Origin of the sequence: Microbacterium sp. Nx66, assembly GCF_904066215.1 — a bacterium.
GTDB classification, from domain to species: domain Bacteria; phylum Actinomycetota; class Actinomycetes; order Actinomycetales; family Microbacteriaceae; genus Microbacterium; species Microbacterium meiriae.
Genome location: NZ_LR880474.1, coordinates 1371018 through 1394150, shown reverse-complemented (window position 1 = coordinate 1394150; position 23133 = coordinate 1371018). Strand labels below are relative to the sequence as shown.

Below are 23133 nucleotides of genomic sequence, written 5' to 3'. Positions count from 1 at the left end.
GATGGGGTGGGTGTCGGTTGGGGCGCTTCGGGTCTCGGTTTCGACTGCGAGTACCGGGCGTCACGGTTCCGATGATCGCTGTGGCGTCAGGCATCCGCTTCTCTAGATGACACGCAATTGAGCGGCATTTACGATGCGAGCATGGGGATCAACTACGCCGCCGCGACCACTGTGCAGCTAAGGGCCGAGATCGCGGGAGCCGGGCGCAGTATCCGAAACGTCGCTGCGGAACTTGGCGTCGACTACACCACTCTGTTCAGGGCGGTCACTGGCGGGAGGCCGATTCGAGTGCAGACTGTCTTTGATCTGCTCGAGGTTCTCGGGGTGACTCCAGGCGTATTCTTCGCGCGCGTTCAAGAGAGGGCTGAGCGGGTGGCCGAAGAAACCGCAGCCACCCATCGCCTGTCTAGGCTCCCTTGATGCCACTGTCTACCCTGGGTAGACTATACTCATGGTCAGCGAGCAACCCACCCGGAAGATGGTCAAGGCACTACGGGCCGCCGGGTTCACCGCGGTCCGAACGGTTGGGTCGCACACCGTCTGGGCAAAGGAAAACACCAGCATCAGCGTCCCGGACGGGCACAAGACGATCTCTCCCGGCGTTGTTCGCCAGATCAACAAGGCAATTGAGGAGGCCACCAAGTGAAGAGCTATGAGGTCATCGTCAGCCGTGAGGGAAAATGGTGGATGGTCGCCATCCCCGAGATCGATGGGCTCACGCAAGCCCGCACGATCAAGGAAGCGCATCAAATGGCAAAAGAGTACATCGCCGTCACCCTCGATATTCCACTCGATTCATTCGGAATTCACGTCAAAGCTGAGCGCATCGGGACTGTAGAGCACGTCACGCAGATCCTCGAAGACATCAAGATCGAACGCGCGGAGGCCGAGAGGAAAGAGCGCGAAGCGAATGAGCGAGCTCGAGCGTTGGCCAAACAGCTAGCCGCTCAAGAGATCACTCTTCGGGACATAGGCGACTTGTTCGAAGTTTCTCACCAACGCGCGCATCAGCTCGTCAAATCGTAATTTCACCCTGAATGCGGTTCGCTCGCGCAGCAGGTACCCGTCTGATGCGATGCCCGTGTTAGATGAGCTGAAGGCGACCGCGGGTAATCGAACCAACCGATCTGCTTGCTGAGGCCTGGGCAATTGGATCGGATACTTCACTTGAGACAAGAGGGATCGTCCAGACGGACGGTCCCTCTTCTCGTGCGCCCAGGGTCCCGTCAGCAGCCCCGACGCACGGACCGGTAGCCTGGATCCGTGCCCTCCCTCCTCATCGCCGGTTCGACGCGCGCTCCGCGCCGTCTGTCGTCCGCGACGCCGATGACGGAGTGGATGCGCGTGGTCCTGCACCCCGGCACGAACGGGTGGACGAGCGTCTGGGGCACCCTCTCGCACGGCGAGATCGCGGGCTGCCCGCCGCCACAGGGATAGGCCGCACCCGGACGGGTGCGGCGACATCGCGTCACCCATCCATCTGCCGTGAGGTATCCCTGTGTCTTCTTCGTCGTCCCCTGCCCGTTTCCGTCTCGCGCCGCATGAGCTCTGGCGCGGCATCCGCTCCACCGCCCGCAGCGACGTGCTCGGCGGCGGTCTGCTGCTGACCGCCACGCTCGCCGCCCTGATCCTCGCCAACTCCCCCGCCGCCCCGTGGTACGAGGCGATCAGGGACTTCCGCTTCGGTATCCCGGAGTGGCACCTCGAGCTCAGTGTCGGTGCCTGGGCCGCCGACGGCCTCCTCGCGGTGTTCTTCTTCGTCGTCGGTCTGGAACTGAAGGAGGAGTTCGTCGCCGGGCGCCTGCGTGATCCGCGCCGTGCCGCGCTTCCGATCGCCGCCGCGGTCGGCGGCGTGGTCGTCCCTGCCCTGCTGTTCGTCGCGATCAACGCGACCTCGGGCGCCGACGTGCTGCGCGGGTGGGCGATCCCCACGGCCACGGACATCGCGTTCGCGATCGCCGTTCTCGCCGTGGTCGGCCGCTTCCTCCCGCCGGCCCTGCGGGTGTTCCTGCTGACCCTCGCGATCATCGACGACCTGATCGCCATCACGATCATCGCCACCTTCTACACCGAGACCATCAGCTTCCCCTGGCTGATCCTCGCGCTCCTCCCCCTCGCAGGCTTCGCGCTCGCCGTGCAGAACGGCATCCGATCCTGGTGGATCCTGCTCCCCCTCGCTCTCGCCGTGTGGGCATTCGTGCACGCCTCGGGGGTGCACGCGACGGTCGCCGGCGTGCTGCTCGGCTTCATGGTGCCGGTGCGCCCGACGGACCGCGCGCGGGTGCGCACCGGAACGGACGGCGACGGTGCCCCGGTGTACGACGGGCTCGCCGCGCACTTCGCCGACCGCTGGGGCATCGTCGCGACCCTCGTCGCCGTGCCGGTGTTCGCGTTCTTCGCGGCCGGGGTCGAGATCGGCGGCATGAACGGCCTCGTCTCGGCGCTGACCGATCCGATCACGATCGGGATCATCGTGGGGCTCGTGCTCGGGAAGCCCCTCGGCATCCTGCTCACGACCTTCCTGTTGAGTCGCGTGCCGACCCTGCGCCTCGATGAGTCGCTGCGCTGGCCGGATCTCGCGGGCATGTCCCTGCTCGCGGGCATCGGGTTCACGGTCTCGCTGCTGGTGGGCGAACTCGCGTACGGCAGCAGCAGCGTCGCGGACGATCACGTGAAGATCGGCGTCCTCGTCGGCTCGCTCCTCGCCGCGGTCCTCGGTGGCCTGGTGCTCGCGGCCCGCAGCCGTCGTGCGCGTGCGGAGACCGGGGCCCTCCCCGAGAGGTGAGCACCCGCTCTACGCTCTCCTGCGCCGTTCGTCAACGCCCTGAGTGATCCTCGAGGCGGTGCTTAGCGTCGGTCACCCCGACGCAGCGAAGGAGCACCCGATGAAGGCGATGACCTACCGCGGACCGTACAAGATCCGGGTCGAGGAGAAACCCGATCCGACGATCCAGCATCCGAACGACGCCATCGTGCGGGTCACGAGGGCTGCCGTCTGCGGATCGGATCTCCACCTCTTCCACGGCATGATGCCCGACACCCGCATCGGGCACACCTTCGGTCACGAGATCGTCGGGGTGGTGGAGGAGGTGGGCTCCTCGGTGGAGACGCTGCGCCCTGGCGACCGGGTGATGGTGCCCTTCAACATCTACTGCGGGTCGTGCTACTTCTGCCGTCGCGGCCTCTTCTCGAACTGCCACAACGTGAACCCGAACGCGACCGCCGTCGGCGGGATCTACGGCTACTCGCACACGACAGGCGGGTACGACGGCGGGCAGGCCGAGCGCGTCCGTGTGCCGTTCGCCGATGTCGGCCCGTCGGTGATCCCGGAATGGCTCGCCTCGGAGGATGCGCTGCTGCTCACAGACGCGTTCTCCACGGGCTACTTCGGTGCTCAGCAGGGTGACATCGCCGAAGGGGACACGGTGGTCGTGTTCGGCGCCGGTCCCGTCGGCCTCGCCGCCGCGCGCTCGGCCTGGTTCCTCGGCGCGGGACGCGTCATCGTCGTCGACCATCTCGACTACCGGCTCGAGAAGGCCAGGCAGTTCGCCTTCGCCGAGACGATGCACCTCCACGAGGTCGGTGACATCGTCCTTGCCCTGAAGAAGGCGACCGGCTACCTCGGCGCCGACGTGGTGATCGACGCGGTCGGCGCGGAGGCGGACGGCAGCGTCGTCCAGCACGTGACCGGCGCGAAACTGAAGCTGCAGGGCGGCTCCCCCGTCGCCCTGAACTGGGCCATCGACAGCGCGCGCAAGGGAGGGACGGTCTCGATCCTCGGGGCTTACGGGCCGCTGGTCACCTCCGTCCGTCTCGGGGACATCGTCAACAAGGGACTCACCGTGCGCGGCAACCAGGCTCCCGTGAAGCGGCAGTGGCCGCGACTGCTCGAACATATCCAGGCGGGGCACATCCGTCCGTCCGAGCTGCTCACCCATCGCTTCCCCCTGGAGCACATCGCCGAGGCCTACCACGTGTTCTCGTCCAAGCTCGACGACTGCATCAAGCCGCTCATCGTCGTCGGAGAGGAATGACCATGCCGTACGAAGGATCTCGACCCGTCCCCGCGCCGACCCCCGACGAGCTGCGCGCCCGGATCCCGGGCTGGGGCGCCGACCTCGCCCCGGAGCACCGCCGCACCTGGCAGCAGGTGGACGATGTCGGCGACACCGGCGCCCATTGGGACCTCCCGGAGCGTCAGGGCCCCGACCGCGGCCGCGAGCGCTCGATCGAACACGGCATGCTGCCCCCGGTCTGGGGCACCGCGCAGCCGCTGCACGGCGTGTCCGGAGCCATCCGGCGCGTGGCCTACGATCGGTTCAGCGAGACGAAGAACACCCGCTGGCTGCTGCTCGTCCTGGGAGACCGTGTGGAGGCCGTGACGGCGCACGCCCGCTCCCTGGTGACCCGGCGACCGGACGATCCGATCACCCAGACCGGCGTCCTCGCGGAGCCCCGTCACCGTCCGCTCGCATCACGGTTCGGACGAGGCCGCATCGATCTCCGGCACACGTGGCTCGACCCGATCATCGTCGTCGGGCCCTGGGCGCTGACGGCGGTCCTGGGCGTCCGCGCTCTCCGCCGCCTCGGCCGCCGGCACTGAGCCGGGACCGAGACGGCGGCGTGTGAGGCTCAGCGCTGCAGGATCTCGGCGGTGACGACCTCCGGACGGAGGTCGAGCCGCCGCAGCAGCTGCGCGTTGAGGGCCACCACGATCGTCGACAGCGACATCAGCACCGCACCCACGGACATCGGCAGCACGAAGCCGATCGGCGCGAGCACCCCCGCGGCGAGCGGCACGGAGAGCAGGTTGTACCCCGCCGCCCACCAGAGGTTCTGCTTCATCTTCCGGTAGGAGGCACGGGACAGCTCGATGACCGACAGCACGGCGCGGGGGTCGTCGCCCGCGAGGATGACCCCCGCGGACGCGATCGCCACGTCGGTCCCTGCGCCGATCGCGAGACCCACGTCGGCCTGGGCGAGGGCGGGCGCATCGTTCACGCCGTCTCCCACCATCGCGACCTTGCGGCCCTCGCGCTGCAACTCCTGCACCTTCGCCGCCTTGTCCTCCGGCCGGACGCCGGCGAACACGCGATCGATGCCGAGGTCCGCCGCGACGGTGTGCGCGACGGCCTCCGCGTCACCGGTGATCATCACGACCTGGACGCCGAGCGCATGCAACGCATCGACCGCGTCCCGCGACTCCGGACGCACCTCGTCCGCGAGCTTGAGCGCCCCGACGACCTGGCCGTCCCGCAGCACGTGCAGGATGATCGCACCGTCTGCACGCCAGCCCTCCGCGACGGGGAGCTCCTGGGCGTCCTCCTCCGTGAGCAGATGCGGGCCGCCGACCCGGATCACAGTTCCGTCCACCGTCGCGGTCACACCGACCGCAGGAGAAGACGAGAAGTCGCGGCTGGCCGGCACCGGGAGCTCCTTGTCGCGCGCAGCGCGCACGATGGCCTTCGCCAGCGGATGCTCGCTGTCGGCCTCGGCGGCCGCGGCGAGCGCCAGCACCTCGTCCGCGGTCTCCGCGCCGGCCACCGACACCTCGGACACGACGGGCTCGCCCTTGGTCAGGGTGCCGGTCTTGTCGAACAGCACGGTGTCGACGGTGCGCATGCTCTCCAGGGCGAGCCGGTCCTTCACGAGGACGCCGCCGCGCGCCGCACGCTCGGTCGCGATCGACACGACGAGCGGGATGGCCAGTCCCAGTGCGTGCGGGCAGGCGATCACGAGGACGGTGATCGTGCGGATCACGGCGTCATCCGGCAGACCGACGGCGCTCCACACGACGGCGGTGATCACGGCGGCACCCAACGCGAACCAGAACAGCCAACCCGCGGCCGTGTCGGCGAGGCGCTGCGCGCGAGACGAGGAGTTCTGCGCTTCCGTGACGAGCCGCTGGATCCCCGCGAGCGTCGTGTCGTCGCCGGTCGCGGTGATCTCCACGCGCAGCCCGGAGTCGGTGGCGACGGTGCCCGCGGTCACGGGGTCGCCGGTCGCACGGGTGACCGTACGGGACTCCCCCGTCACCATGGACTCGTCCATCGAGGCGCGGCCGTCGACGATGCGACCGTCCGCGGGGATGCTGCCGCCGGGGCGCACCACCACGACGTCTCCCACGCGGAGGTCCGAGGGAGAGACGCGCACGACCTGATCGCCCTCGACGCGCTCCGCCTCGTCCGGCAGGAGGGCGGCCAGCGAGTCGAGGGCGGAGGTGGTCTGTGCGAGCGACCGCATCTCGATCCAGTGCCCCAGCAGCATGATGACGATCAGCAGGGCGAGCTCCCACCAGAAGTCGAGCTCGTGGTGCAGGAGGCCGAGGCTCGCTCCCCACGAGGCGACGAACGCCACGGTGATCGCGAGACCGATGAGCAGCATCATCCCGGGCTTGCGCGCACGGATCTCGCTGACGGCGCCGGTGAGGAACGGCTTCCCTCCCCACACGTACATGACGGTGCCGAGGACCGGCGACACCCATGCCAGGCCCGGGATGCCGGGGAGCGGGTAGCCGAGGATCATCGCGAACATGCCCGAGAGCAGCACGGTGGGGACCGCGAGGACGAGCATGATCCAGAACAGCCGCCGGAACTGGGCGACGTGGTCGCCATGACCGCCATGGCCCCCGTGACCTCCGTGTCCCTCGTGATCCCCGTGCCCGGTGTGCCCGGTGTGTCCTGCGTGGTCCGTGTGGTCTCCGTGCGCGGTGTGGTCCGCGTGTCCGGAGTGGCTCGTCTGCGTCCCGGTCCCGGCTGCCGCGGGGTGGCCGTGCGCGGAATGGTCGTGGTGCGAGGTGCTCATGTCTTCCCTCCAACGTCGATGATGCCGTGCGGGGCCGATTCTGTCGCGGCCCCGCACGGATGGGGGCTCAGGCCGCCCTGGTGTACTTCGCGGGATCGGCGTCGAACGCCGGCCCGCAGCCCGCGCAGCAGAAGTAGTAGCGCGTGCCCTCGTGGTCGCGGTACAGGCCCGCGGCCTCGGCGGTCGCGATCACCACGGGTGTTCCGGCCATCACCGGGCATTCGGCCATGCCCTCGGCCGGCACGGCGAGCAGGTCGGTGCGCCCGTCGGCGGAGACGCCGCTCTGGCGCGGGACGCTGCAGCAGGATCCTGCGGGGGAATCGGACATGTCGGTGCTCCTCTGTCGTTCGTTCACGGGGTGTCCACCGCCCTGCTGCGGAAGGACCGCAGGCGGAGGCTGTTGCCGACGACGAAGACGCTGGAGAACGCCATCGCCGCACCGGCGAGCATGGGGTTGAGCAGGCCGAGCGCCGCGAGCGGGATCGCCGCGACGTTGTAGGCGAAGGCCCAGAACAGGTTGCCCTTGATCGTGCCGAGCGTGCGGCGGGACAGGCGGATCGCGTCGGCGGCACTGCGGAGGTCGCCGCGGACGAGGGTGATGTCGCTCGCCTCGATCGCCGCGTCGGTTCCGGTCCCCATCGCCATCCCGAGGTCCGCCTGCGCGAGGGCCGCCGCGTCGTTCACGCCGTCCCCGACCATCGCGACGACCTTGCCCTCGTCCTGAAGCCGGCGCACGACGTCGACCTTGCCCTGGGGCAGCACCTCGGCGATCACCTCGGTGATCCCGACCTCGCGTGCGATCTGCTCCGCCACCACGCGGTTGTCACCGGTGAGCAGGACGGGGGTCAGCCCCAGTGCGCGGAGCTGCGCCACCGCCTCCGCACTCGTGGCCTTGACCGTATCGGCGACGACGAGCACTCCGCGGGCCCGGCCATCCCAGCCCACCGCGATCGCGGTCGTGCCCTGAGCCTCCGCCTCGGTCGTGGCCGCTCTCAGCCCTGCGGACAGGTGCTGCGACCAGTCGGCGAGCAGCGAGGTGCGTCCCACGACGACGGCGTGACCGTCCACGATGCCCTGGACACCCTTGCCCTCGATGTTCCCGAACTCCTCGACGGCCGGCAGGGCGCCGAGTTCGCGGGTGGCCGCGGCCGCCACAGCCTGAGCGATCGGGTGCTCGGAGGCGTCTTCGAGGGCGCCGGCCAGCCGCAGCAGCTCCTCGCGCTCCACCCCGTCGTCGGTGTGCACCGCGGTCAGCGTCATGCGACCGGAGGTGACCGTCCCCGTCTTGTCGAGCACGATCGTGTCGACCTTCCTGGTCGACTCCAGCACCTCGGGGCCCTTGATGAGGATGCCCATCTGGGCGCCGCGACCGGTGCCGACGAGCAGGGCGGTCGGCGTGGCCAGACCCAGCGCGCAGGGGCAGGCGATGATGAGCACCGCGACCGCGGCGGTGAACGCGGCGGACGCAGGGAATCCGGCCGCCAACCAGGCCACCAGCGTGCCGAGGGCGATGACGATCACGATCGGCACGAAGATCCCGGAGACCTTGTCCGCGAGCCTCTGGACCTCGGCCTTCCCGGTCTGCGCGTCCTCTACCAGCCGCGCCATCTGCGCGAGCTGGGTGTCGGCGCCGACCCGGGTCGCACGGACCACCAGCCGTCCGCCGGCGTTCACGGTGGCTCCGGTGACGGCATCGCCCGCGCCGACCTCCACGGGCACCGACTCACCGGTGAGCATGGAGGCGTCGACCGCGGACGTGCCGCCGACCACGACACCGTCGGTGGCGATCTTCTCCCCTGGACGCACGACGAACTGGTCCCCGACCCGCAGCTCGCTCGTCGGGATCCGCGTCTCGACGCCGTCGCGGAGCACGGCGACCTCCTTCGCGCCGAGTTCCAGCAGCGCGCGGAGCGCCGCACCGGCCTGCCGCTTCGAGCGCTTCTCGAAGTAGCGCCCGGCGAGGATGAACGTGGTCACCCCGGCTCCGACCTCGAGGTAGATGTTGGCAGCACCGTCGCTGGGCGCCACGGTCAGCTCGAACGGGTGCGTCATACCTGGCACCCCGGCGGTGCCGAAGAAGAGCGCGTACAGCGACCACAGCAGCGCGGCGAGCGTGCCCATCGAGATGAGCGTGTCCATCGTGGCCGCTCCGTGCCGGAGGTTGATCCAGGCCGCCTTGTGGAACGGCCAGGCCGCCCACACGATCACGGGTCCCGCGAGCGCGAGCGACAGCCACTGCCAGTACGTGAACTGGAGCGCCGGGATCATCGCCATCGCGATGACCGGGACGGTGAGCACGACGGCGGCGATCAGCCGCTGCCGCAGCGCGGTGAGCTCCGGATCCGGCTGCTCTCCGTCGGGCTGCGCACCCTCCGGCGCGGGAGGCGCAGGGACGACGGCGGTGTAGCCGGTCTTCTCGACCTCGGCGATGAGCAGGGCGGTGTCGACGCCCGCCGGCACCGTGACGCTCGCCTTCTCGGTCGCGTAGTTCACGGTGGCGGTGACGCCGTCGAGACGATTGAGCTTCTTCTCGATCCGCATCGCGCACGACGCGCAGGTCATGCCGCCGATCTCCAGCTCCACGCTGGTCGCGGATGGGGTGTCCATCAGGACCGTACCGCCTGGTAGCCCGCCTCGTCCACGGCGGCCAGCACGGCCGTGTCGTCGACGGGGGCGGAGCTGCGCACCACGAGTCTCCCGCTCTGCGCGCTGACATCGATACCCTCGACACCGGGGATGCGCGACACCTCGTCGCGGATCGCCATCTCGCAGTGGCCGCACGTCATTCCGGTGACCTGGTACTCGCTCGTGCTCATCATGCTTTCCTTTCCTCGGGATACCCCCCTGGGGTACTCCTTCGGCACAACCTTATACCCTCCGCGGGTATTCCCGCACGCCCGGGCGGCAACGGGACTCGTCCGCTCCGGGTGAGGGACGCTCGGCATCCGACGCCGCGCCTGGGAGGATCGCGGTCATGGACTCCACTCCCCTGTCATCCTGGCGGGACACCACCACGCGCCGCGCCATCGAGGCGTTCGTCGCCGCCGCGACCACAGGCCCGGAGACCGTCCCCGTCGAAGAACGGATCGCCGTGTTCGACAACGACGGCACACTGTGGTCGGAGAAGCCCATGCCCACCCAGCTGCACTACGTGGTCGAGCGCTGGCGCGAGGCGGCCACCCGCGACCCGTCCCTCGCCGAGAACCAGCCGTACCGCGCGGCGGTGACCGGTGACCTCGCCTGGCTCGGCACCGCGATCGACAAGCACTACGCCGGCGACGACTCCGACCTCGGCGTCATCATCCAGGCGCTCCTGGGGCTGACCGACGGTGTCAGCGTGGAGGACTACGCCCGTTCGGTCACGGAGTTCTACCGCTCCGCGCAGCACCCGATCCTCGGTCGCCCGTACGCGGATTCCGTGTACACGCCGATGGTGGAGCTGCTGCGCTACCTCGAAGCCCATGGCTTCACCTGCTACATCGTCTCCGGCGGCGAGCGCGACTTCATGCGGCCGATGACCCAGGCGAACTACGGCGTCCCTCCTGAGCGCGTGATCGGCTCGGCGCTCGGGCTCACCTACGACGAGAAGGATGCCAGCGTCCGCTACTCGTCCGCCCTGGCGTTCTTCGACGACGGTCCGGAGAAACCGGTGCGGATCTGGAGCCGGATCGGTCGGCGTCCGCTGCTCGCCGCCGGCAACTCCAACGGGGACATGCCCATGCTCGACTTCGCGCACGGCGGCCCTCGCCGCGGACTCGCGCTGCTGATCCATCACGACGACGCGGGCCGCGACGACACCCCCTACGACACGGGAGCCGAGAAGGCCCTGCGCGCAGCCGACGACCGCGGCTACACCGTGGTCAGCGTCAAGGACGACTGGGCGTCCGTGTTCCCCGACCCGGCCTGAGTCCGGCAGTGCCGGGCGGTCAGAGGGCGCAGCGGAAGCCGATGTGGGTCATGGCGGTGTCCTCTGCCTGCGCCGATCGCGCCGCAGGGCGGTAGCGGAGGCAGTACTCCGGAGCGCAGAGGTGCGAGCCGCCCTTGAGCACGCGGCGCGGGATGGGCGACCCGGGCTCGGAGGACAGCAGGCTCGCGCGATGTCCCGCCTCGACGCCCACGGCTCCCGGCGGTACATGTCGGTGCGTCCAGTAGTCCGCCGTCCATTCCCACACGTTGCCGATCATGTCGTGCAGGCCGTAGCCGTTGGCGGGGAACGAGGCCACCGGAGCGGTGCCGATCCACCCGTCGGCGCCATCGTTCCGGTACGGGAAGGCACCCTGCCAGGTATCCGCCATGAGGGTGCCGTCCAGCTTCGTGTCCTCCCCCCAGGCGAAGCGGGCACCGACGAGGCCACCGCGCGCCGCCCATTCCCACTCCGCCTCGGTGGGCAGGCGCCTGCCGGCCCACGCGGCGTAGGCGACGGCATCGGGGTACGCGACCTGCACGACCGGATGATCGAGACGGTCATCGATCGACGAGGTCGGCCCGAAGGGGTGCCGCCAGGACGCCCCGGGCTCCCACCGCCACCACTGACGCCAGTCGCGAAGGTCGACGGGACCGCGTGTCGGCGTGAAGACCATGGCCCCGGGGACGAGGTCGTCCGGGTGCACGCCTGGGTAGTCGGCAGGGTCCATCGGCCGCTCGGCGATCGTGACGTAGCCGGTGTCCTCGATGAAGGCCGCGTACTGGCGATTGGTCACGGGATGCTCGTCCAGCGTGAACGGCTCCACGCGCCGCTCGTGGACGGGCCCCTCCTCCGGGTAGAACTCGTCCGACCCCATGAGGAGCGTGCCGCCGGGGACCTCGATCATCGCCGTCATGCCCTCATGCTAGGCCTCGGCCCGCTCCGGTCGATCACTCGCGCGACAGCATCGCCGCTGCCTCGAGTTCCATATCGAGATACTGCTCCGTGCTCACGTCCACCGCCACGCCCAGGAGCTTGCCGCCGGTGAACGGGAACGGGTTGCGGTACTGCGCGCTCACCGGGTCGGCGCTGTCCCACCCGACGCAGAGTCCGTCGCCGCAGAGCGTGAACTTCCCGACCTGCGCCCGCATCGGACCGGACGCCACCGCACGATCGTCGACGTACAGCGTGGTCGTGCCGACGGACTCGCCGTGCTCCCCCGCCCCCTCGCGGACGAACTCCACGCCGAGGGTATGCGGGCCGGGGGTGAGCTCGTCCGAGGTGAACGACTGCTCCGGCGGGATGCCGAGGAAGTTGTACACGTAGACGAGCCTGTTGTCCTTGAGGAACAGGGAGTGCCCGCCGAAGCGCGAGCCGTGCGCGAAGAGCACGCCCTCGGCACCCTCGTCGAGCACGACGTCGGCGATGATCTTGTAGGAGCGCCCTCGGACGTTCACCGCGACGCTCTCCGGTACCGCCGCGGTGCCGGGGAAGTACACATAGCGATCCCGGGGCGACTCGGCCTGGGGCCGCGGGACCGTCAGGATCTCGCGGGCGGAGCGGTCATCGAGCGGAAGGGCGAAGTTCGCCTCCGCCTCGGCGAACCATGCGGTGATGAGCTCCTGCAGCTTCTCCGGGTGGGTCGCGGCGAGGTCGTTCGACTCGGAGCGGTCCTCGTCCACGTGGTACAGCTCCCACACGTCGTCGTCGAAGTGGCCCTCGCCGCTCAGCGGCGCGTGTACGGCGGCGGCCTTCCAGCCGTCCTTCCAGATGCCCCTCGTGCCGAGCATCGAGTAGTACTGCACCGTCTTCTGCGTCGGACCGTCCGGCGCCGCGTCGAAGGACGACTTCATCGAGACGCCGTCGAGCGGTCTCTGCGGCACCCCACGGTAGGACTCCGGCATCTCGATGCCGATGACGTCGAGCACTGTCGCCACGACGTCCACCGAGTGGTGGTACTGGTGGCGCAGCTCCCCCTTCGCCGCGATCCCCTTCGGCCAGTGCACGACCATCGGGTCGCAGGTGCCGCCGGAGTACTGGGAGTAGCGCTTGAACATCTGGAACGGCGTGGAGAACGCGGCCGCCCACCCGGTCGGATAGTGGTTGTAGGTGTCCGCGGAGCCGAGGGTGTCGATCATCGCGAGGTTCTCGGCGAGATCGTCGGGGTAGCCGTTGAAGAACTTGTTCTCGTTCACGGAGCCGTCCGGTGATCCCTCCCCCGAGGCGCCGTTGTCGGCGCAGTAGAAGATGATCGTGTTGTCCAGCTGGCCCGTCTCCTCCAGATAGTCCACGATCCGACCGACCTGGGCATCCGTGTACTCGGAGAAGCCGGCGAAGACCTCGGCCATCCGCGCGAACAGCCTCCGTTCGTCGTCGTTCAGCTCCGCCCACGGGCGCACGTGGTCGGCCGGGTTCGCCGCCTCGTCCGGCAACGGGTTGAACGGCGTCATCTGCGTGCCCTCCGGCAGCACGCCCTTCTCGATCATGCGGGCGAGCACCCACTCGCGATACGCGTCGTAGCCGTCGTCGAACGCCCCCTTGTACTTGTCGATGTACTCCTGCGGCGCGTGGTGCGGAGCGTGGTTCGCGCCGGGACAGAACCACATGTACCAGGGCTTCGAGGGGTTCGAAGCCTGCTGGTTCCGGATCATCGCGAGCGCCTGGTCGGCGAGATCCTTCGACAGGTGATACCCGTCCTCCGGGCTGTACGGCTGCTCGATGAAGTGGTTGTCCTCGACGAGATCGGGGTACCAGTTGTTCGTCTCGCCACCGAGGAAGCCGTAGAACCGGTCGAACCCGAGTTGCAGCGGCCACATCGAGCGGCTGCCTCCCGGCGCGATGTCCTCCTCCGGGACGTTGTGGTCTTTGCCGAGCCAGAACGTGCTGTAGCCGTTCTCCTGCAGCACCTGCCCGATCGTCGCGCACTCCGCCGGGAGCCGTCCCGCGAAGCCCGGGAAGCCGTTGGTGCCCTCCATGATCACGCCGGCGCGATTGACGTGGTGGTTGCGCCCCGTGAGCATGGTGGACCGCGTCGGCGAGCACAGCGCCGTGGTGTGCCACTGCGTGTAGGTGAGGCCCCCGGCGGCCAGACGATCCATGGTCGGCATCGCGATGCGACCGCCGTACGGCGACCAGGAGGCGAGCCCGGTGTCGTCGTAGAGCACGACGAGGACGTTCGGTGCTCCGTCCGGCGCCTTCCGCAGCTCGTACGGCGACCAGTCGGGACGGGAGTCGCGGACGTCCAGCGTGATCTCGCCCGAGAAGTCTGCGTTGAATTCCGACATCGTCTCTCCTTCGTTCAGGGCGCGTCCGCGCTCCTCGGCACGAGTCTTCCGAGCCGGCGTCCGTGTGGACAACGGTTCTCACCCGGGAAGGGTGATCTCAGTGGCGTCATCCTCGACCGGCTCGTCCGTCTCATCCGCTGCGGAGTCCGGGCGGCGCAGCAGTTCCACGAGGACCGTCAGCACGAGGACGCCGATCGCCACGCCCACGACGGCACCGAAGGTCACAGGGCGCGTCGCCACGAGGATGAGCACACCGATCGCCATCCCCGTGATGAGGATCGCGCCCCGATAGCGGTCGACCGCCCGCCCGAATCGTCCCGTGGATATCCCCCGAGCCTCCGCCGCCTCGCGCAGCGCCCCGGAGCCGCTCTCGGTCGCACCGCGCACCGTCGAGGCGCTGCGGCTCGATCCGGCCAGCCAGGCCCAGAGCGCGATGAGCACGCCGACGAGAGCGAGGGCGACGATGGTGGACCCGAGGAGCGCCGTGAGCTGATCGAAGAGGGATTCGGCCGCCGCAGCCGTCATGATGGACGGACTGACGGCGCTGACGAAGAACCCGCGTCCGATCCCCATCCCCGCGGCGAGGAGCAGGAAGACGACGGCGAAGCCCGCGCTCGTCCAGAACAGCGCCCGCGGCCGGTCCACCGCCAGCAGCACGCCGAGCACGACGAGGCCGAGCACGACCCAGGGCAACCAGAACCCTGCGGCCACCGCGATCTGGTAGACCGTGCGCACCAACGCGAGGGCGTCCGCCTGCACCACCGGGATGGTGCGATCGATCACGGGGATGAGGTCGGCCACGCCGGCCCCACGCTCGGCGAGAGCCTCCTTGACGCGTTCCACGACCGCCCCCACGTCCACCGAGAGCACGCCGTCGTCGCTCAGCTGCAGTGCGGTGCCCGGGTCGTCCTGGAGGATCGCGACGGCACGCTCATGCGTGAAGCGCAGCGACTCCGCCCAGATGTCGGCGAACTGCGGCGACGACACCACCTCGTGCACGACACCGTCGATCAGCGACGACAGCCCGGACGCGGCCGGTGCTTCCAGGAGCCCGAGGGCGGCTGTGGCACGGGGCGGCAGATCGAGGGCGCGCAGCCCATCGAAGAGCTCTCCGACCACCGCATCCAGGTCGACCTGCTCATCGATGGCGGTCGTCACCTGATCGGCGACGAAGTCCTGGACGTCCGGGTCCTGGGCCAGTGGAGCGAACGTCGCGACGAACCGATCCGCATCGACGAGCTGCAGCCGCGCCCACGTCCCCATCGCCGCGATCGGTGCGAGGAGCACTGCGACGACGAGCACGATCCCGGCGATGATGCTCCGGGCCGAGACCCGACGTCGAGGGCGACGCAGCTCCTCGTTCTCCTGCTCCAGCGCGCGCAATCGTTCCCGCAGATCGTCGATCTCGCTCATGGGCGCCTCGTCTCGATCGTCGCGGGCGCTCAGCCCAGCAGCTTCTGCTTCGCCGCGGTGAACTCCTCTTCCGTCAGCACACCGGAGGCCTTCAGCGACCCGAGCTCCTGCAGCTTGGCGATCAGGTCGTCCGCCGGTGCGGGCGGCGGGGACGCCGGCGGCGCATACTGCGCAGCCGCGGTGCGGGCCGCGTCGTCCATCTGGGCCTGTTGCTGGGCGGCCTCATACTGCTGCTGCTCGTACTCGCTCTGCGCGCGGCGCTCCTGGTGCCGCATGGCGGCTCCCTGCACCGCGGTCGCCGTTCCGGCGACCACCGCGGTCCGTGCGGCGAGACCGATGAGCCCCGGCCGGCCGAATCTCCGCAAGGGCATGTCATTCACCTTCCTGTTCGAGGATGTCCATCACCGCGTTCACGACGGGAGCCGGAATGCGCTCGGTGCGCAGCACCTGGCCTCCCGCGGCGGCGACATCCTGGGCCAGGGTCCGGGCGAACAGGAGTTCCAGGACCACCACGGCCGCGGATCGTCCCGGTGGCACGACCTCCGCCAGGGCGAGGACGTCGTCCTCGCTCGCGAGTCCGGCGACGATCGGCTCGAGCCCTCCGAGCGCCGGGGACCCGTCGCCCTCGTCCAGTTCGAGGATGTCGAGTTCCCCGCCCGCCGTCCTCGTCACCAGCACGAAATCCAGCACGCGCACGACGCCGCTCGACACGAGGTCGGTCAGCGCCCCGAACGTCGCCGGGTCCGGCCGGTCGCCGTCGAAGCCCACGAGGTAGAACTCGACGGGCCCGAATCGGAACTCCTCCATGTCGCCACCCTTCGTCCGGCAACAGGATGGCACCGCGACCGTGGGGCGCGTAACCCCTCTCACCCGCTCCGGGTGAGAGGGGGTACTCGGGCTCTCGCGCGGCTGTCACCATCAAGGACGGAGCGATGGAGGATCGAGGGCGGTCATGAGAAGCCGGGTGCTGGGCGACGTCGCGTTCGTCGTGATCGAGCTCCGCCGCGAGCACCCGGGACCACCGGTTCTCGAGCCACTCCTGCGGCAGGTCGAAGCAGGCACCCTGCGCGTGCTGGACTTCCTCGTGGTGCGGCGGGACGCCGACGCACACCGCATCACGGAGATCGACGGCGACGACTTCGCGCTCGCCGGTCTCCGCCTGTATGCGCCCGGACTCATCTGCGTCGAAGACGTCGGACACTTCCTCCCCTGGGTCCCCGTCGGCTCGGTCGCCGCCGTGATCCTCGTCGAACAGTGCTGGGACGTCCGGTTCGTCCGCGAGGTCGAGGACGGCGGCGATCGGATCCTGGCGACGCAGGCGATCCCCTCCGCGGTCGCGAACGCCGCCCTGGCGGCGACCCTGGGCGCAGCGTCGTGAGACGGCTCACCGCTCACACCATGGCGTGGACGGCCTCCCGCCGGGACGACACCCCGAGCTTGCGGTAGATCGCGCGTTGATGCGTCTTCACCGTGTTGACCGACACGGAGAGTTCCTGCGCGATCTCCGGCAGCGTGCGCGCCGTCTGCATCTGGTGGAAGACGTCGCGTTCCCGCTCCGACAGCCGATCGGTCACGGATCCGACCGCGTCGACGGCGAGGCATGTCTCGATGAACTCCTCGAACTGCGTGCCGTGATGCACATGCGCCTGCAGCAGCCGGCGCACCGCGACCTCCCGCGGACCGAAGAGCACGACGAGGTTCTCCGCTGACGCGACGGCGAGTGCGGCCTCGCACAGGTCATGCGCGTCCTCCTGGTGGCCGGTCGCCCTCCGCAGCGCAGCCGCGGTGATCAAGGTGGCGGCCTTGACGTACGACAGCTCGGAGGCGCCCCGCAACGATCGCAGCATCTCCAGCGCCGCAGCGTGATCCTCGGCGCGACGCAGGATTCCGGACAGGGCGACGCCCACGAGCGGGAGGTCGGTACCGCTCGCGTACTTCTTCGCGATGCGCAGTGCGCGCTCCCTCCGCCCCACCGCCTCTTCGAGCAGGGCCACCGACGACTCTCGGAACGCCGGCCACGCCACCCCCTGCACGACGTCGATAGGGAGTTCCTGCACGCCGATGGCCGCCCGGCGACATATCGCGGGGTCTCCTGTGAGCGCGGCCGAATAGGCGCCCATCATGCGTGCATGCCCGGCGAGGTCGCGGCCGGATGCGGCTTCCTCCCGTGCCGCGTCGAAGATCCGGACCGCCTCCTCCGCCTCGCCGGACCAGTACGCGACCCACCCCGCGGCGGCCATGGCGCTGCCGCGCGCGAAGGTGTTCCGCGGAAGAAGAGTCTCGCGGGTGCTCTCGGCCTCGGCGAGCACGGTCGCGGCCTCCGTGAGCCGACCGGAGGTGGCGAGGCCGTAGGCGAGATGTCCGACAGCGCGGGACGTGAGCTCCCGGTCGCCCGCTTCCTGCGCCTCGCGCGCCGCTGCAGAGAAGTACTCGATCGCGAGGTCCGGCGATTCGCGACTGCGCAGCGCGGTCCACCCCAGCAGGTGGTTGAGCGCCACCCGACCGCCGTACATCCTGTCGTCCTCGGCATCGAGCAGCGCGCGGATCTCGGGACCGGACACCGCCACCTCGACGGACGACTCCGCGAGCAGCAGGCGGACGATGAGGAGGACGGCAGGGGCGGCCTCCCCCGGCGTGCGGTCGAGGAGGGCCTCGGCCCGTCGGCACAGCTCCCGGGCGACACGATGGTCCCCGAGGACATCGCTGGCCCCGGCTCGCACGAGCAGCAGGTGCGGATCGTCCGGGTTGTCGCGCAGGAGAGTCGTCGCCGTCCGCTCCACGTCGCCGGCCGAGGAGCCGACCACGAGGCCCAACCAGTGCCGGAGGAGGATGGCCCTGGCACCGGCGCGATCCCCGGCGCGCCGCGCGTGCGTCACGGCGGCGATCGGATCCGTGTGCTCCAGAGCACGGGCGGCCCGGCGGTGCACGGTGGCGAAACGGGCGGCATCCGTCCGCGCGAGGTCGGCGCACCGACGCGCGAACGCGGGGTGCCACCGGTACGTCGGGCCGTTCGGGCCGTCGAACCGGTCAAGGAAGAGGCCGAGTCGGACGCAGCTCTCCAGGAGGTCGGCGGCGTCCTCCCTCGCCGTCACGAGTGCGGCGGTCTCCGGGGTGAGCTCCGCGCAGGCGGTGCCGTCGAGCACGAAGTCGGCGAGCGCGGGCGGCAACGCGTCCAGCACGTGCTCGCGGACGTACTCGCCGAGGAACGACGCGGCCGTGGACGCGGCCGTCGACGGCAGCGCACCTCCCACGAGGACGAGCCGTACCGCTATGGGCCACCCGCCGGTCTCCTCTCGCACGGCGGTCGCATCGAGACCTCGGGGCGCCGACCGCAGCAGACGACGGATCTCGTCCGTCGAGAACCGGAGCGTCTCCACGCCGACGAACGATCCGGGATGCATGAGTCGATGTCGGGACAGGGTGACCTCGATCAACGTGGTCCCGACGAGGACGAGGTGCAGTCCGTCCGGAGGCTGATCGGCGAGGAGCCCCAGAAGTCCCTCCCGCCAGGACTCGCCGGCACGGTGCGCGTCGTCCACGATGAGGTGCATCGGATGCTCGGCGTCCTGAAGCGCCGCGCAGATCTGCCGGTAGGCGCGCACCGGATCCTCGATATCGCGGCGGACGGCGAACGCGCGCCCCGTGCGCTCGGCGGCGAGCGCCAGCGCATTCACCACCCCGGACGTCAGCAGCGCGGGATCGTCGTCCGAGGCGCTCAGCGTGAGCCAGGCGACGTCGTCGCGCGCCACCGCCCAGGCCATGACCGCCGTCGTCTTGCCGTAGCCGCTGGGCGCGCTGAGAACCGTCACCCCGTCGGCCTCCACGGCCGCCGTGATCGCTGCGGTCACGCGTTCCCGCGGCAGGACGCCGATGGGCGGGGCGGGCGGCCGGAAACGCATCGCCGGTCCCGGCCTCGTGGAACGTACGGGAGGCGGCATGGCAACACGAAACCACGGGCCCGAGCGCCCTTCCAGGGGGTGGGCCCGCAATCACCCGGATGAAAGTGCCGGGGACTACGCTGGCCGCGTGACCTCGCTCCCGACTCCTTCCGGCCCCGCGGCAGACCGCGCGTCCTCGCCCGCCTTGCGGACCTTGCTGATCCTGGCGGCGAGCGCGATCGTCCTCGCCGGCGTCTCGCTGGCGCGTGAGGTCTTCGGTCCCTTGGCCCTCGCGATCGTCATCGTGGTGATCTGCGAACCGATCCGCCGTCCGTTCCAGCGCCCCGGTCGGCCCGCCTGGGTGGGGACGACCGCCGTGATCGTGCTCGCCTACGTGATCCTGCTGGCGATGGCGGCGCTGCTGTGGCTCGCCGGCACCCAGTTCGCCCGTCTGGTCGGCGACCTCGCGTCTCAGGACGGGCTGGTGCGCGCCGCCGATCAGATCGTCGCCTGGTTGCAGTCCCTCGGACTCGATCAGGAGGCGGCGGATGCCGCAGCCTCGGTCCTCGACCCCGAGACCCTGCTCGGTGTGGCGGGGAGCCTGGGCAGCGCGGTGCTCGGAGTCGCCACCGCCCTGTTCTTCGTCTGCGCCTACATCATCTTCCTCGCGGCGGACGCCGCTCGCTACCGGACGGCACCTGCACTCTTCGGCGCCACGCACGGCCCGGCGTTGCAGCGCATCGCCCGCCTGCAGACGGGGGTCCGCCGGTACTACGTCGTCAATGCCGCGTTCGGCGCCGTCGTGGCGATCGTCGACGGCCTCGCGCTCTGGTGGATGGGCGTTCCCGCCCCGGTCGTCTGGGCGATCCTCGCTTTCGTGACGAACTTCATCCCGAACATCGGCTTCGTGCTGGGACTCATCCCGCCCGCGATCCTCGCCTTCGTGGTGGGCGGCTGGCCGCTGCTGCTCGGCGTCATCGCCGTGTACTGCGTGGTCAACGTCGTGCTCCAGGTGCTCGTCCAGCCCAAGTTCGTCAGCGACGCCGTCGACCTGAGCCTCACGCTGAGCTTCTTCTCCGTGATCTTCTGGACCTTCGTGATCGGGCCGCTCGGCGCCATCCTCTCCATCCCGCTCACCCTGCTCGTGCGCGCCCTCGTCCTGGAGGGCGACCCGGGCTCCACGTGGGTGCGCTGGGTGAGCGGCGACCGCACCGCCCTCCCGGCGCCGGCTCCGACCCCTGAGCCCTCCGCGGTGCCCACCCGACGCCGCTTCCGACGACGCTGACGCGGCGCGGGCGACTCTTTCATCCGAAATCACCAGGGCGAGGCTCTCCGACCCTCTGGTCGTCGGCTGCCGTCGATGCCATATTGAAGCCGGAACCATCCATCGGGCGGGAAGGGAGACCGGATGCCGCGTCCGCTCGCGGGCCTGACCCGACGCAACCTCGCGACCGAGCTCACCGCGGGAGTCACCCTTCTGGCGATCGCCATCCCCCTCAACATCGGATACGCGCAGATCGCGGGGCTCCCCGCCACCGCCGGACTGTACGCGCTGATCATCCCGACCGTCGTCTATGCGCTCGTGGTGTCGTCGCGTCAGCTGGTCGCCTCCCCCGATGCCGCCGCCGCCGCGCTGGTGGCCTCCTCCATCGGCGGGCTCGCGGTCGCCGGGAGCGCCGACTACGCCACCCTCGCCCTCGCCCAGGCGATCCTCTGCGGCGGGATGTTCCTGCTGCTCGCCGTCTTCAAGCTCGGGTTCCTGGCGAATTTCCTGTCCAAGCCGATCCTCGTCGGCTTCGTCGGAGGCCTGGCGCTGGACATCATGGTCAGCCAGATCGCGAAGATGCTCGGCGTGAAGATCGACTCCGGTGCGGAGTTCGTGGACAAGGTCGTCGCGCTGGTCACAGGTCTCCCCTCGCTCAATGGCTGGTCCGTGCTCCTCGCCGCCGTCTCCGTCGCGGTGCTGCTCGTCGGACAGCGCTACCTCCGCGCCGTCCCCTGGGCGCTGATCGTGCTCGTCGCGACGACCGTCGTGGTCGTCCTCACCGGCCTCGACGGACGGGGCGTGGATGTGCTCGGCGAGGTCCCCGCCGGCCCTCCCGCGCTCACCTGGCCGGTCATCGACTGGTCGCTGTGGCTCGCCCTCATCCCCTCCGCGATCGCCCTGACCCTCGTGACCACGGCGGAGGGCCTGCTCGTGTCGCGCTCGTACTCCGAGAAGCACCGCTACCCGTTCCACGCCAACCGCGATCTGCTGGCGTTCGGCGTCGCGAACGTCGCGGCCGGCGCTCAGGGCAGCTTCGCGGTCGGGTCCTCGACCTCGCGCACCGCCGCGATGGACCAGGCGGGCTCGCGCACGCAGCTCCCGGCGCTCGTGCTCGCGGTCGGGACACTCCTGCTGCTGCTCTTCGGCACCGCGCTCCTCGCCGACATCCCCTCCCCGGCGATCGGCGCCATCGTCGGCGTGGCGATCATCCCGCTCCTCGGCATCCGCGACTTCATCCGGCTGTGGCGGCTGGATCGGTTCGAGTTCGTCATCGGTGCCGTCTGCTTCCTCGTGACACTGTTCGTCGGGTCGATCGCGGGAATCGTCGTGGCCTTCGTGCTCGCCCTCATCAATCTCGCGCAACGCGCCTCCCATCCGGCGATCGACGTGCTGGAGACCTCGGGCGACCCCGGGGAATCCCTGTTGGAGGATGCTCCGACCGGCACGACCACCGCACCGGGGGTCATCGTCGTCCGGCTCGCGGCCCCGCTGTTCTTCGCGAACGGCGCTGTGTTCTCCGCGGCCGTGAAGGACGCGGTCCGCACCGCGGGCCCCTCCGCCGTCCAGCATGTCGTGATCGACATGGAAGCCGTCACGGACGTCGACGTCACCGGAGCTGAGGCCTTCCAGGCGCTCCGGGAGTGGCTCGACACCCAGTCGATCTCGCTGGCCTTCAGCCGCGTCCGTCCGAACACTCTCCGCCGCCTCCGCACCCTGGGCCTCCTCGACCGGGAGACCGTCTACGCGACCAACCGCGCGGCGATCACCGACCTCTCGCCGACCGATGCCGCCTCGTCGGCTCCGCACAGGAAGGGCAGCTGAATGGGTGCCGTCATCGGGGAGATCCTCCCCCTCGCCGTGGGTGTCGCGATCAGCCCCGTGCCGATCATCGCCGCGATCCTCATGCTCCTGTCCCCGAAGGCGCGGGTCACGAGCATCGGGTTCCTCCTGGGATGGATCGTGGGCATCGTCGCCGCGGTCACCGTCTTCACCCTGCTCTCCGCCGTGCTTCCGGAGGAGGATCCCGACGCCTCCCGGCCGATCCGCGGCGTCATCCAGCTCATCCTCGGCCTCCTGCTGCTGGTCCTGGCCGTCGGTCAGTGGCGCAAACGCCCGAAAGCGGGGCAGCCCGCGGCCCTGCCGTCATGGATGAAGGCGATCGACACGATGTCGTTCGGCACCGCCCTCGGTCTCGGGCTCCTGCTGTCGGCGGTGAACCCCAAGAACCTCCTCCTCGCGGCCGGTGCCGGCGTCGACATCGGCAGCGCGTTGCTGGGCGCAGGCTCCACGATCCTCGTGATCGCCGTCTTCACCCTGATCGGGGCATCGACGGTCCTCGTTCCCGTCATCGGCTATCTCATCGCCGCCGCACGACTTCGCGCGCCGCTCGACGCCCTGCGCGGTTGGCTCGCCGCCGAGAACGCGGTCATCATGGCCGTGCTGCTGCTCGTCATCGGCGTGTCCATGATCGGCAAGGGCATCGGCAGCTTCTGAGCACAGCGTCCGGCTGGCCGAGGAGATCACCCGGATGAACGCGGCTCGCATCCGTGACCACGGCGCCGGCGCGGCAGTACTGTGCGGGGA

The 23133-nt window shown here is 69.9% G+C and carries 22 protein-coding genes; 12 read left to right on the top strand and 10 right to left on the bottom strand.

The window, feature by feature from the left end:
- Positions 1–141: 141 nt before the first annotated feature.
- From MICNX66_RS06510 to MICNX66_RS06480, 7 genes are all read left to right on the top strand, one after another.
- Positions 142–420: a helix-turn-helix domain-containing protein gene (locus tag MICNX66_RS06510; RefSeq protein ID WP_187663799.1), complete on the top strand. Its 279-nt coding sequence runs from the start codon at positions 142–144 to the stop codon at positions 418–420.
- 31 nt (positions 421–451) lie between these two features.
- On the top strand, positions 452–646 hold the full coding sequence (locus MICNX66_RS06505) for a type II toxin-antitoxin system HicA family toxin (RefSeq protein ID WP_187663798.1): 195 nt from the start codon (positions 452–454) through the stop codon (positions 644–646).
- Entirely contained in the window at positions 643–1026 is a 384-nt protein-coding gene (locus MICNX66_RS06500; protein WP_187663797.1) for a HicB family toxin-antitoxin system, read from the top strand. Before MICNX66_RS06505 ends, MICNX66_RS06500 begins: the two co-directional genes overlap by 4 nt.
- 237 nt (positions 1027–1263) lie before the next feature.
- Positions 1264–1437, top strand: a complete 174-nt coding sequence (locus tag MICNX66_RS06495) for a hypothetical protein (protein ID WP_164498170.1) — start codon at positions 1264–1266, stop codon at positions 1435–1437.
- Positions 1438–1498: 61 nt separating this feature from the next.
- On the top strand, positions 1499–2785 hold the full coding sequence (gene nhaA, locus MICNX66_RS06490; RefSeq protein ID WP_187663796.1) for a Na+/H+ antiporter NhaA: 1287 nt from the start codon (positions 1499–1501) through the stop codon (positions 2783–2785).
- 100 nt (positions 2786–2885) lie between these two features.
- On the top strand, positions 2886–4034 hold the full coding sequence (locus MICNX66_RS06485) for a zinc-dependent alcohol dehydrogenase (protein ID WP_187663795.1): 1149 nt from the start codon (positions 2886–2888) through the stop codon (positions 4032–4034).
- A gap of 2 nt (positions 4035–4036) precedes the next feature.
- Positions 4037–4603, top strand: coding sequence for a hypothetical protein (locus tag MICNX66_RS06480; protein ID WP_187663794.1), 567 nt, complete (start codon positions 4037–4039; stop codon positions 4601–4603).
- 29 nt (positions 4604–4632) lie between these two features.
- On the opposite strand, the gene MICNX66_RS06475 is transcribed toward MICNX66_RS06480, so the two are convergent.
- From MICNX66_RS06475 to MICNX66_RS06460, 4 genes are all read right to left on the bottom strand, one after another.
- The gene (locus tag MICNX66_RS06475; protein WP_232089218.1) at positions 4633–6804 is read right to left on the bottom strand and encodes a heavy metal translocating P-type ATPase; all 2172 of its coding nucleotides are present in this window, start codon (positions 6802–6804) and stop codon (positions 4633–4635) included.
- Between the two features lie 67 nt (positions 6805–6871).
- A complete protein-coding gene (locus MICNX66_RS06470; RefSeq protein ID WP_187663793.1) occupies positions 6872–7132 on the bottom strand; it encodes a YHS domain-containing protein in 261 nt (86 codons plus the stop codon).
- 23 nt (positions 7133–7155) lie between these two features.
- Positions 7156–9411: a heavy metal translocating P-type ATPase gene (locus MICNX66_RS06465; protein ID WP_187663792.1), complete on the bottom strand. Its 2256-nt coding sequence runs from the start codon at positions 9409–9411 to the stop codon at positions 7156–7158.
- Positions 9411–9620, bottom strand: coding sequence for a heavy-metal-associated domain-containing protein (locus tag MICNX66_RS06460; RefSeq protein WP_025103117.1), 210 nt, complete (start codon positions 9618–9620; stop codon positions 9411–9413). Before MICNX66_RS06460 ends, MICNX66_RS06465 begins: the two co-directional genes overlap by 1 nt.
- Before the next feature lie 158 nt (positions 9621–9778).
- Between MICNX66_RS06460 and MICNX66_RS06455 the strand changes: the two genes are divergently transcribed.
- Positions 9779–10711 carry an HAD family hydrolase gene (locus MICNX66_RS06455; protein WP_187663791.1) on the top strand — a complete coding sequence of 311 codons (933 nt, stop codon included), beginning with the start codon at positions 9779–9781 and terminating at the stop codon, positions 10709–10711.
- Between the two features lie 19 nt (positions 10712–10730).
- On the opposite strand, the gene MICNX66_RS06450 is transcribed toward MICNX66_RS06455, so the two are convergent.
- The 5 genes from MICNX66_RS06450 to MICNX66_RS06430 form a co-directional block, all read right to left on the bottom strand.
- Positions 10731–11624 (bottom strand): formylglycine-generating enzyme family protein, encoded by an 894-nt coding sequence (locus tag MICNX66_RS06450; protein WP_187663790.1) that lies wholly within the window; start codon positions 11622–11624, stop codon positions 10731–10733.
- 34 nt (positions 11625–11658) lie between these two features.
- Positions 11659–13992, bottom strand: coding sequence for an arylsulfatase (locus tag MICNX66_RS06445; protein ID WP_187663789.1), 2334 nt, complete (start codon positions 13990–13992; stop codon positions 11659–11661).
- Positions 13993–14070: 78 nt separating this feature from the next.
- Positions 14071–15405, bottom strand: coding sequence for a hypothetical protein (locus MICNX66_RS06440; RefSeq protein ID WP_187663788.1), 1335 nt, complete (start codon positions 15403–15405; stop codon positions 14071–14073).
- 29 nt (positions 15406–15434) lie between these two features.
- Positions 15435–15776, bottom strand: a complete 342-nt coding sequence (locus MICNX66_RS06435) for an SHOCT domain-containing protein (RefSeq protein ID WP_187663787.1) — start codon at positions 15774–15776, stop codon at positions 15435–15437.
- Position 15777: 1 nt separating this feature from the next.
- Complete coding sequence (locus MICNX66_RS06430; protein WP_187663786.1) at positions 15778–16212, bottom strand: DUF6325 family protein; 435 nt, start codon at positions 16210–16212, stop codon at positions 15778–15780.
- 145 nt (positions 16213–16357) lie between these two features.
- Between MICNX66_RS06430 and MICNX66_RS06425 the strand changes: the two genes are divergently transcribed.
- Positions 16358–16783, top strand: coding sequence for a DUF6325 family protein (locus tag MICNX66_RS06425; protein ID WP_187663785.1), 426 nt, complete (start codon positions 16358–16360; stop codon positions 16781–16783).
- A gap of 13 nt (positions 16784–16796) precedes the next feature.
- Here the strand turns inward: MICNX66_RS06425 and MICNX66_RS06420 are convergent, their stop codons facing one another.
- Positions 16797–19253: a LuxR C-terminal-related transcriptional regulator gene (locus tag MICNX66_RS06420; protein WP_187663784.1), complete on the bottom strand. Its 2457-nt coding sequence runs from the start codon at positions 19251–19253 to the stop codon at positions 16797–16799.
- Between the two features lie 178 nt (positions 19254–19431).
- Here MICNX66_RS06420 and MICNX66_RS06415 point away from each other — a divergent pair, with 178 nt between their 5' ends.
- The 3 genes from MICNX66_RS06415 (at position 19432) to MICNX66_RS06405 (ending at position 23043) form a co-directional block, all read left to right on the top strand.
- On the top strand, positions 19432–20568 hold the full coding sequence (locus MICNX66_RS06415; protein ID WP_232089217.1) for an AI-2E family transporter: 1137 nt from the start codon (positions 19432–19434) through the stop codon (positions 20566–20568).
- Positions 20569–20691: 123 nt separating this feature from the next.
- Positions 20692–22371, top strand: a complete 1680-nt coding sequence (locus MICNX66_RS06410; RefSeq protein ID WP_187663782.1) for a SulP family inorganic anion transporter — start codon at positions 20692–20694, stop codon at positions 22369–22371.
- Complete coding sequence (locus MICNX66_RS06405; protein ID WP_187663781.1) at positions 22372–23043, top strand: GAP family protein; 672 nt, start codon at positions 22372–22374, stop codon at positions 23041–23043.
- The last annotated feature ends 90 nt before the right edge of the window (positions 23044–23133 follow it).

Bases quoted from the DNA above. Each gene is read 5' to 3' on its own strand.
- MICNX66_RS06510 (WP_187663799.1), top strand. From the start codon at position 142: ATGGGGATCAACTACGCCGCCGCGACCACTGTGCAGCTAAGGGCCGAG.
- MICNX66_RS06505 (WP_187663798.1), top strand. From the start codon at position 452: ATGGTCAGCGAGCAACCCACCCGGAAGATGGTCAAGGCACTACGGGCC.
- MICNX66_RS06485 (WP_187663795.1), top strand. From the start codon at position 2,886: ATGAAGGCGATGACCTACCGCGGACCGTACAAGATCCGGGTCGAGGAG.
- MICNX66_RS06480 (WP_187663794.1), top strand. From the start codon at position 4,037: ATGCCGTACGAAGGATCTCGACCCGTCCCCGCGCCGACCCCCGACGAG.
- MICNX66_RS06475 (WP_232089218.1), bottom strand. From the start codon at position 6,804: ATGAGCACCTCGCACCACGACCATTCCGCGCACGGCCACCCCGCGGCA.
- MICNX66_RS06470 (WP_187663793.1), bottom strand. From the start codon at position 7,132: ATGTCCGATTCCCCCGCAGGATCCTGCTGCAGCGTCCCGCGCCAGAGC.
- MICNX66_RS06465 (WP_187663792.1), bottom strand. From the start codon at position 9,411: ATGGACACCCCATCCGCGACCAGCGTGGAGCTGGAGATCGGCGGCATG.
- MICNX66_RS06460 (WP_025103117.1), bottom strand. From the start codon at position 9,620: ATGAGCACGAGCGAGTACCAGGTCACCGGAATGACGTGCGGCCACTGC.
- MICNX66_RS06455 (WP_187663791.1), top strand. From the start codon at position 9,779: ATGGACTCCACTCCCCTGTCATCCTGGCGGGACACCACCACGCGCCGC.
- MICNX66_RS06450 (WP_187663790.1), bottom strand. From the start codon at position 11,624: ATGACGGCGATGATCGAGGTCCCCGGCGGCACGCTCCTCATGGGGTCG.
- MICNX66_RS06445 (WP_187663789.1), bottom strand. From the start codon at position 13,992: ATGTCGGAATTCAACGCAGACTTCTCGGGCGAGATCACGCTGGACGTC.
- MICNX66_RS06440 (WP_187663788.1), bottom strand. From the start codon at position 15,405: ATGAGCGAGATCGACGATCTGCGGGAACGATTGCGCGCGCTGGAGCAG.
- MICNX66_RS06435 (WP_187663787.1), bottom strand. From the start codon at position 15,776: ATGCCCTTGCGGAGATTCGGCCGGCCGGGGCTCATCGGTCTCGCCGCA.
- MICNX66_RS06430 (WP_187663786.1), bottom strand. From the start codon at position 16,212: ATGGAGGAGTTCCGATTCGGGCCCGTCGAGTTCTACCTCGTGGGCTTC.
- MICNX66_RS06425 (WP_187663785.1), top strand. From the start codon at position 16,358: ATGAGAAGCCGGGTGCTGGGCGACGTCGCGTTCGTCGTGATCGAGCTC.
- MICNX66_RS06410 (WP_187663782.1), top strand. From the start codon at position 20,692: ATGCCGCGTCCGCTCGCGGGCCTGACCCGACGCAACCTCGCGACCGAG.
- MICNX66_RS06405 (WP_187663781.1), top strand. From the start codon at position 22,372: ATGGGTGCCGTCATCGGGGAGATCCTCCCCCTCGCCGTGGGTGTCGCG.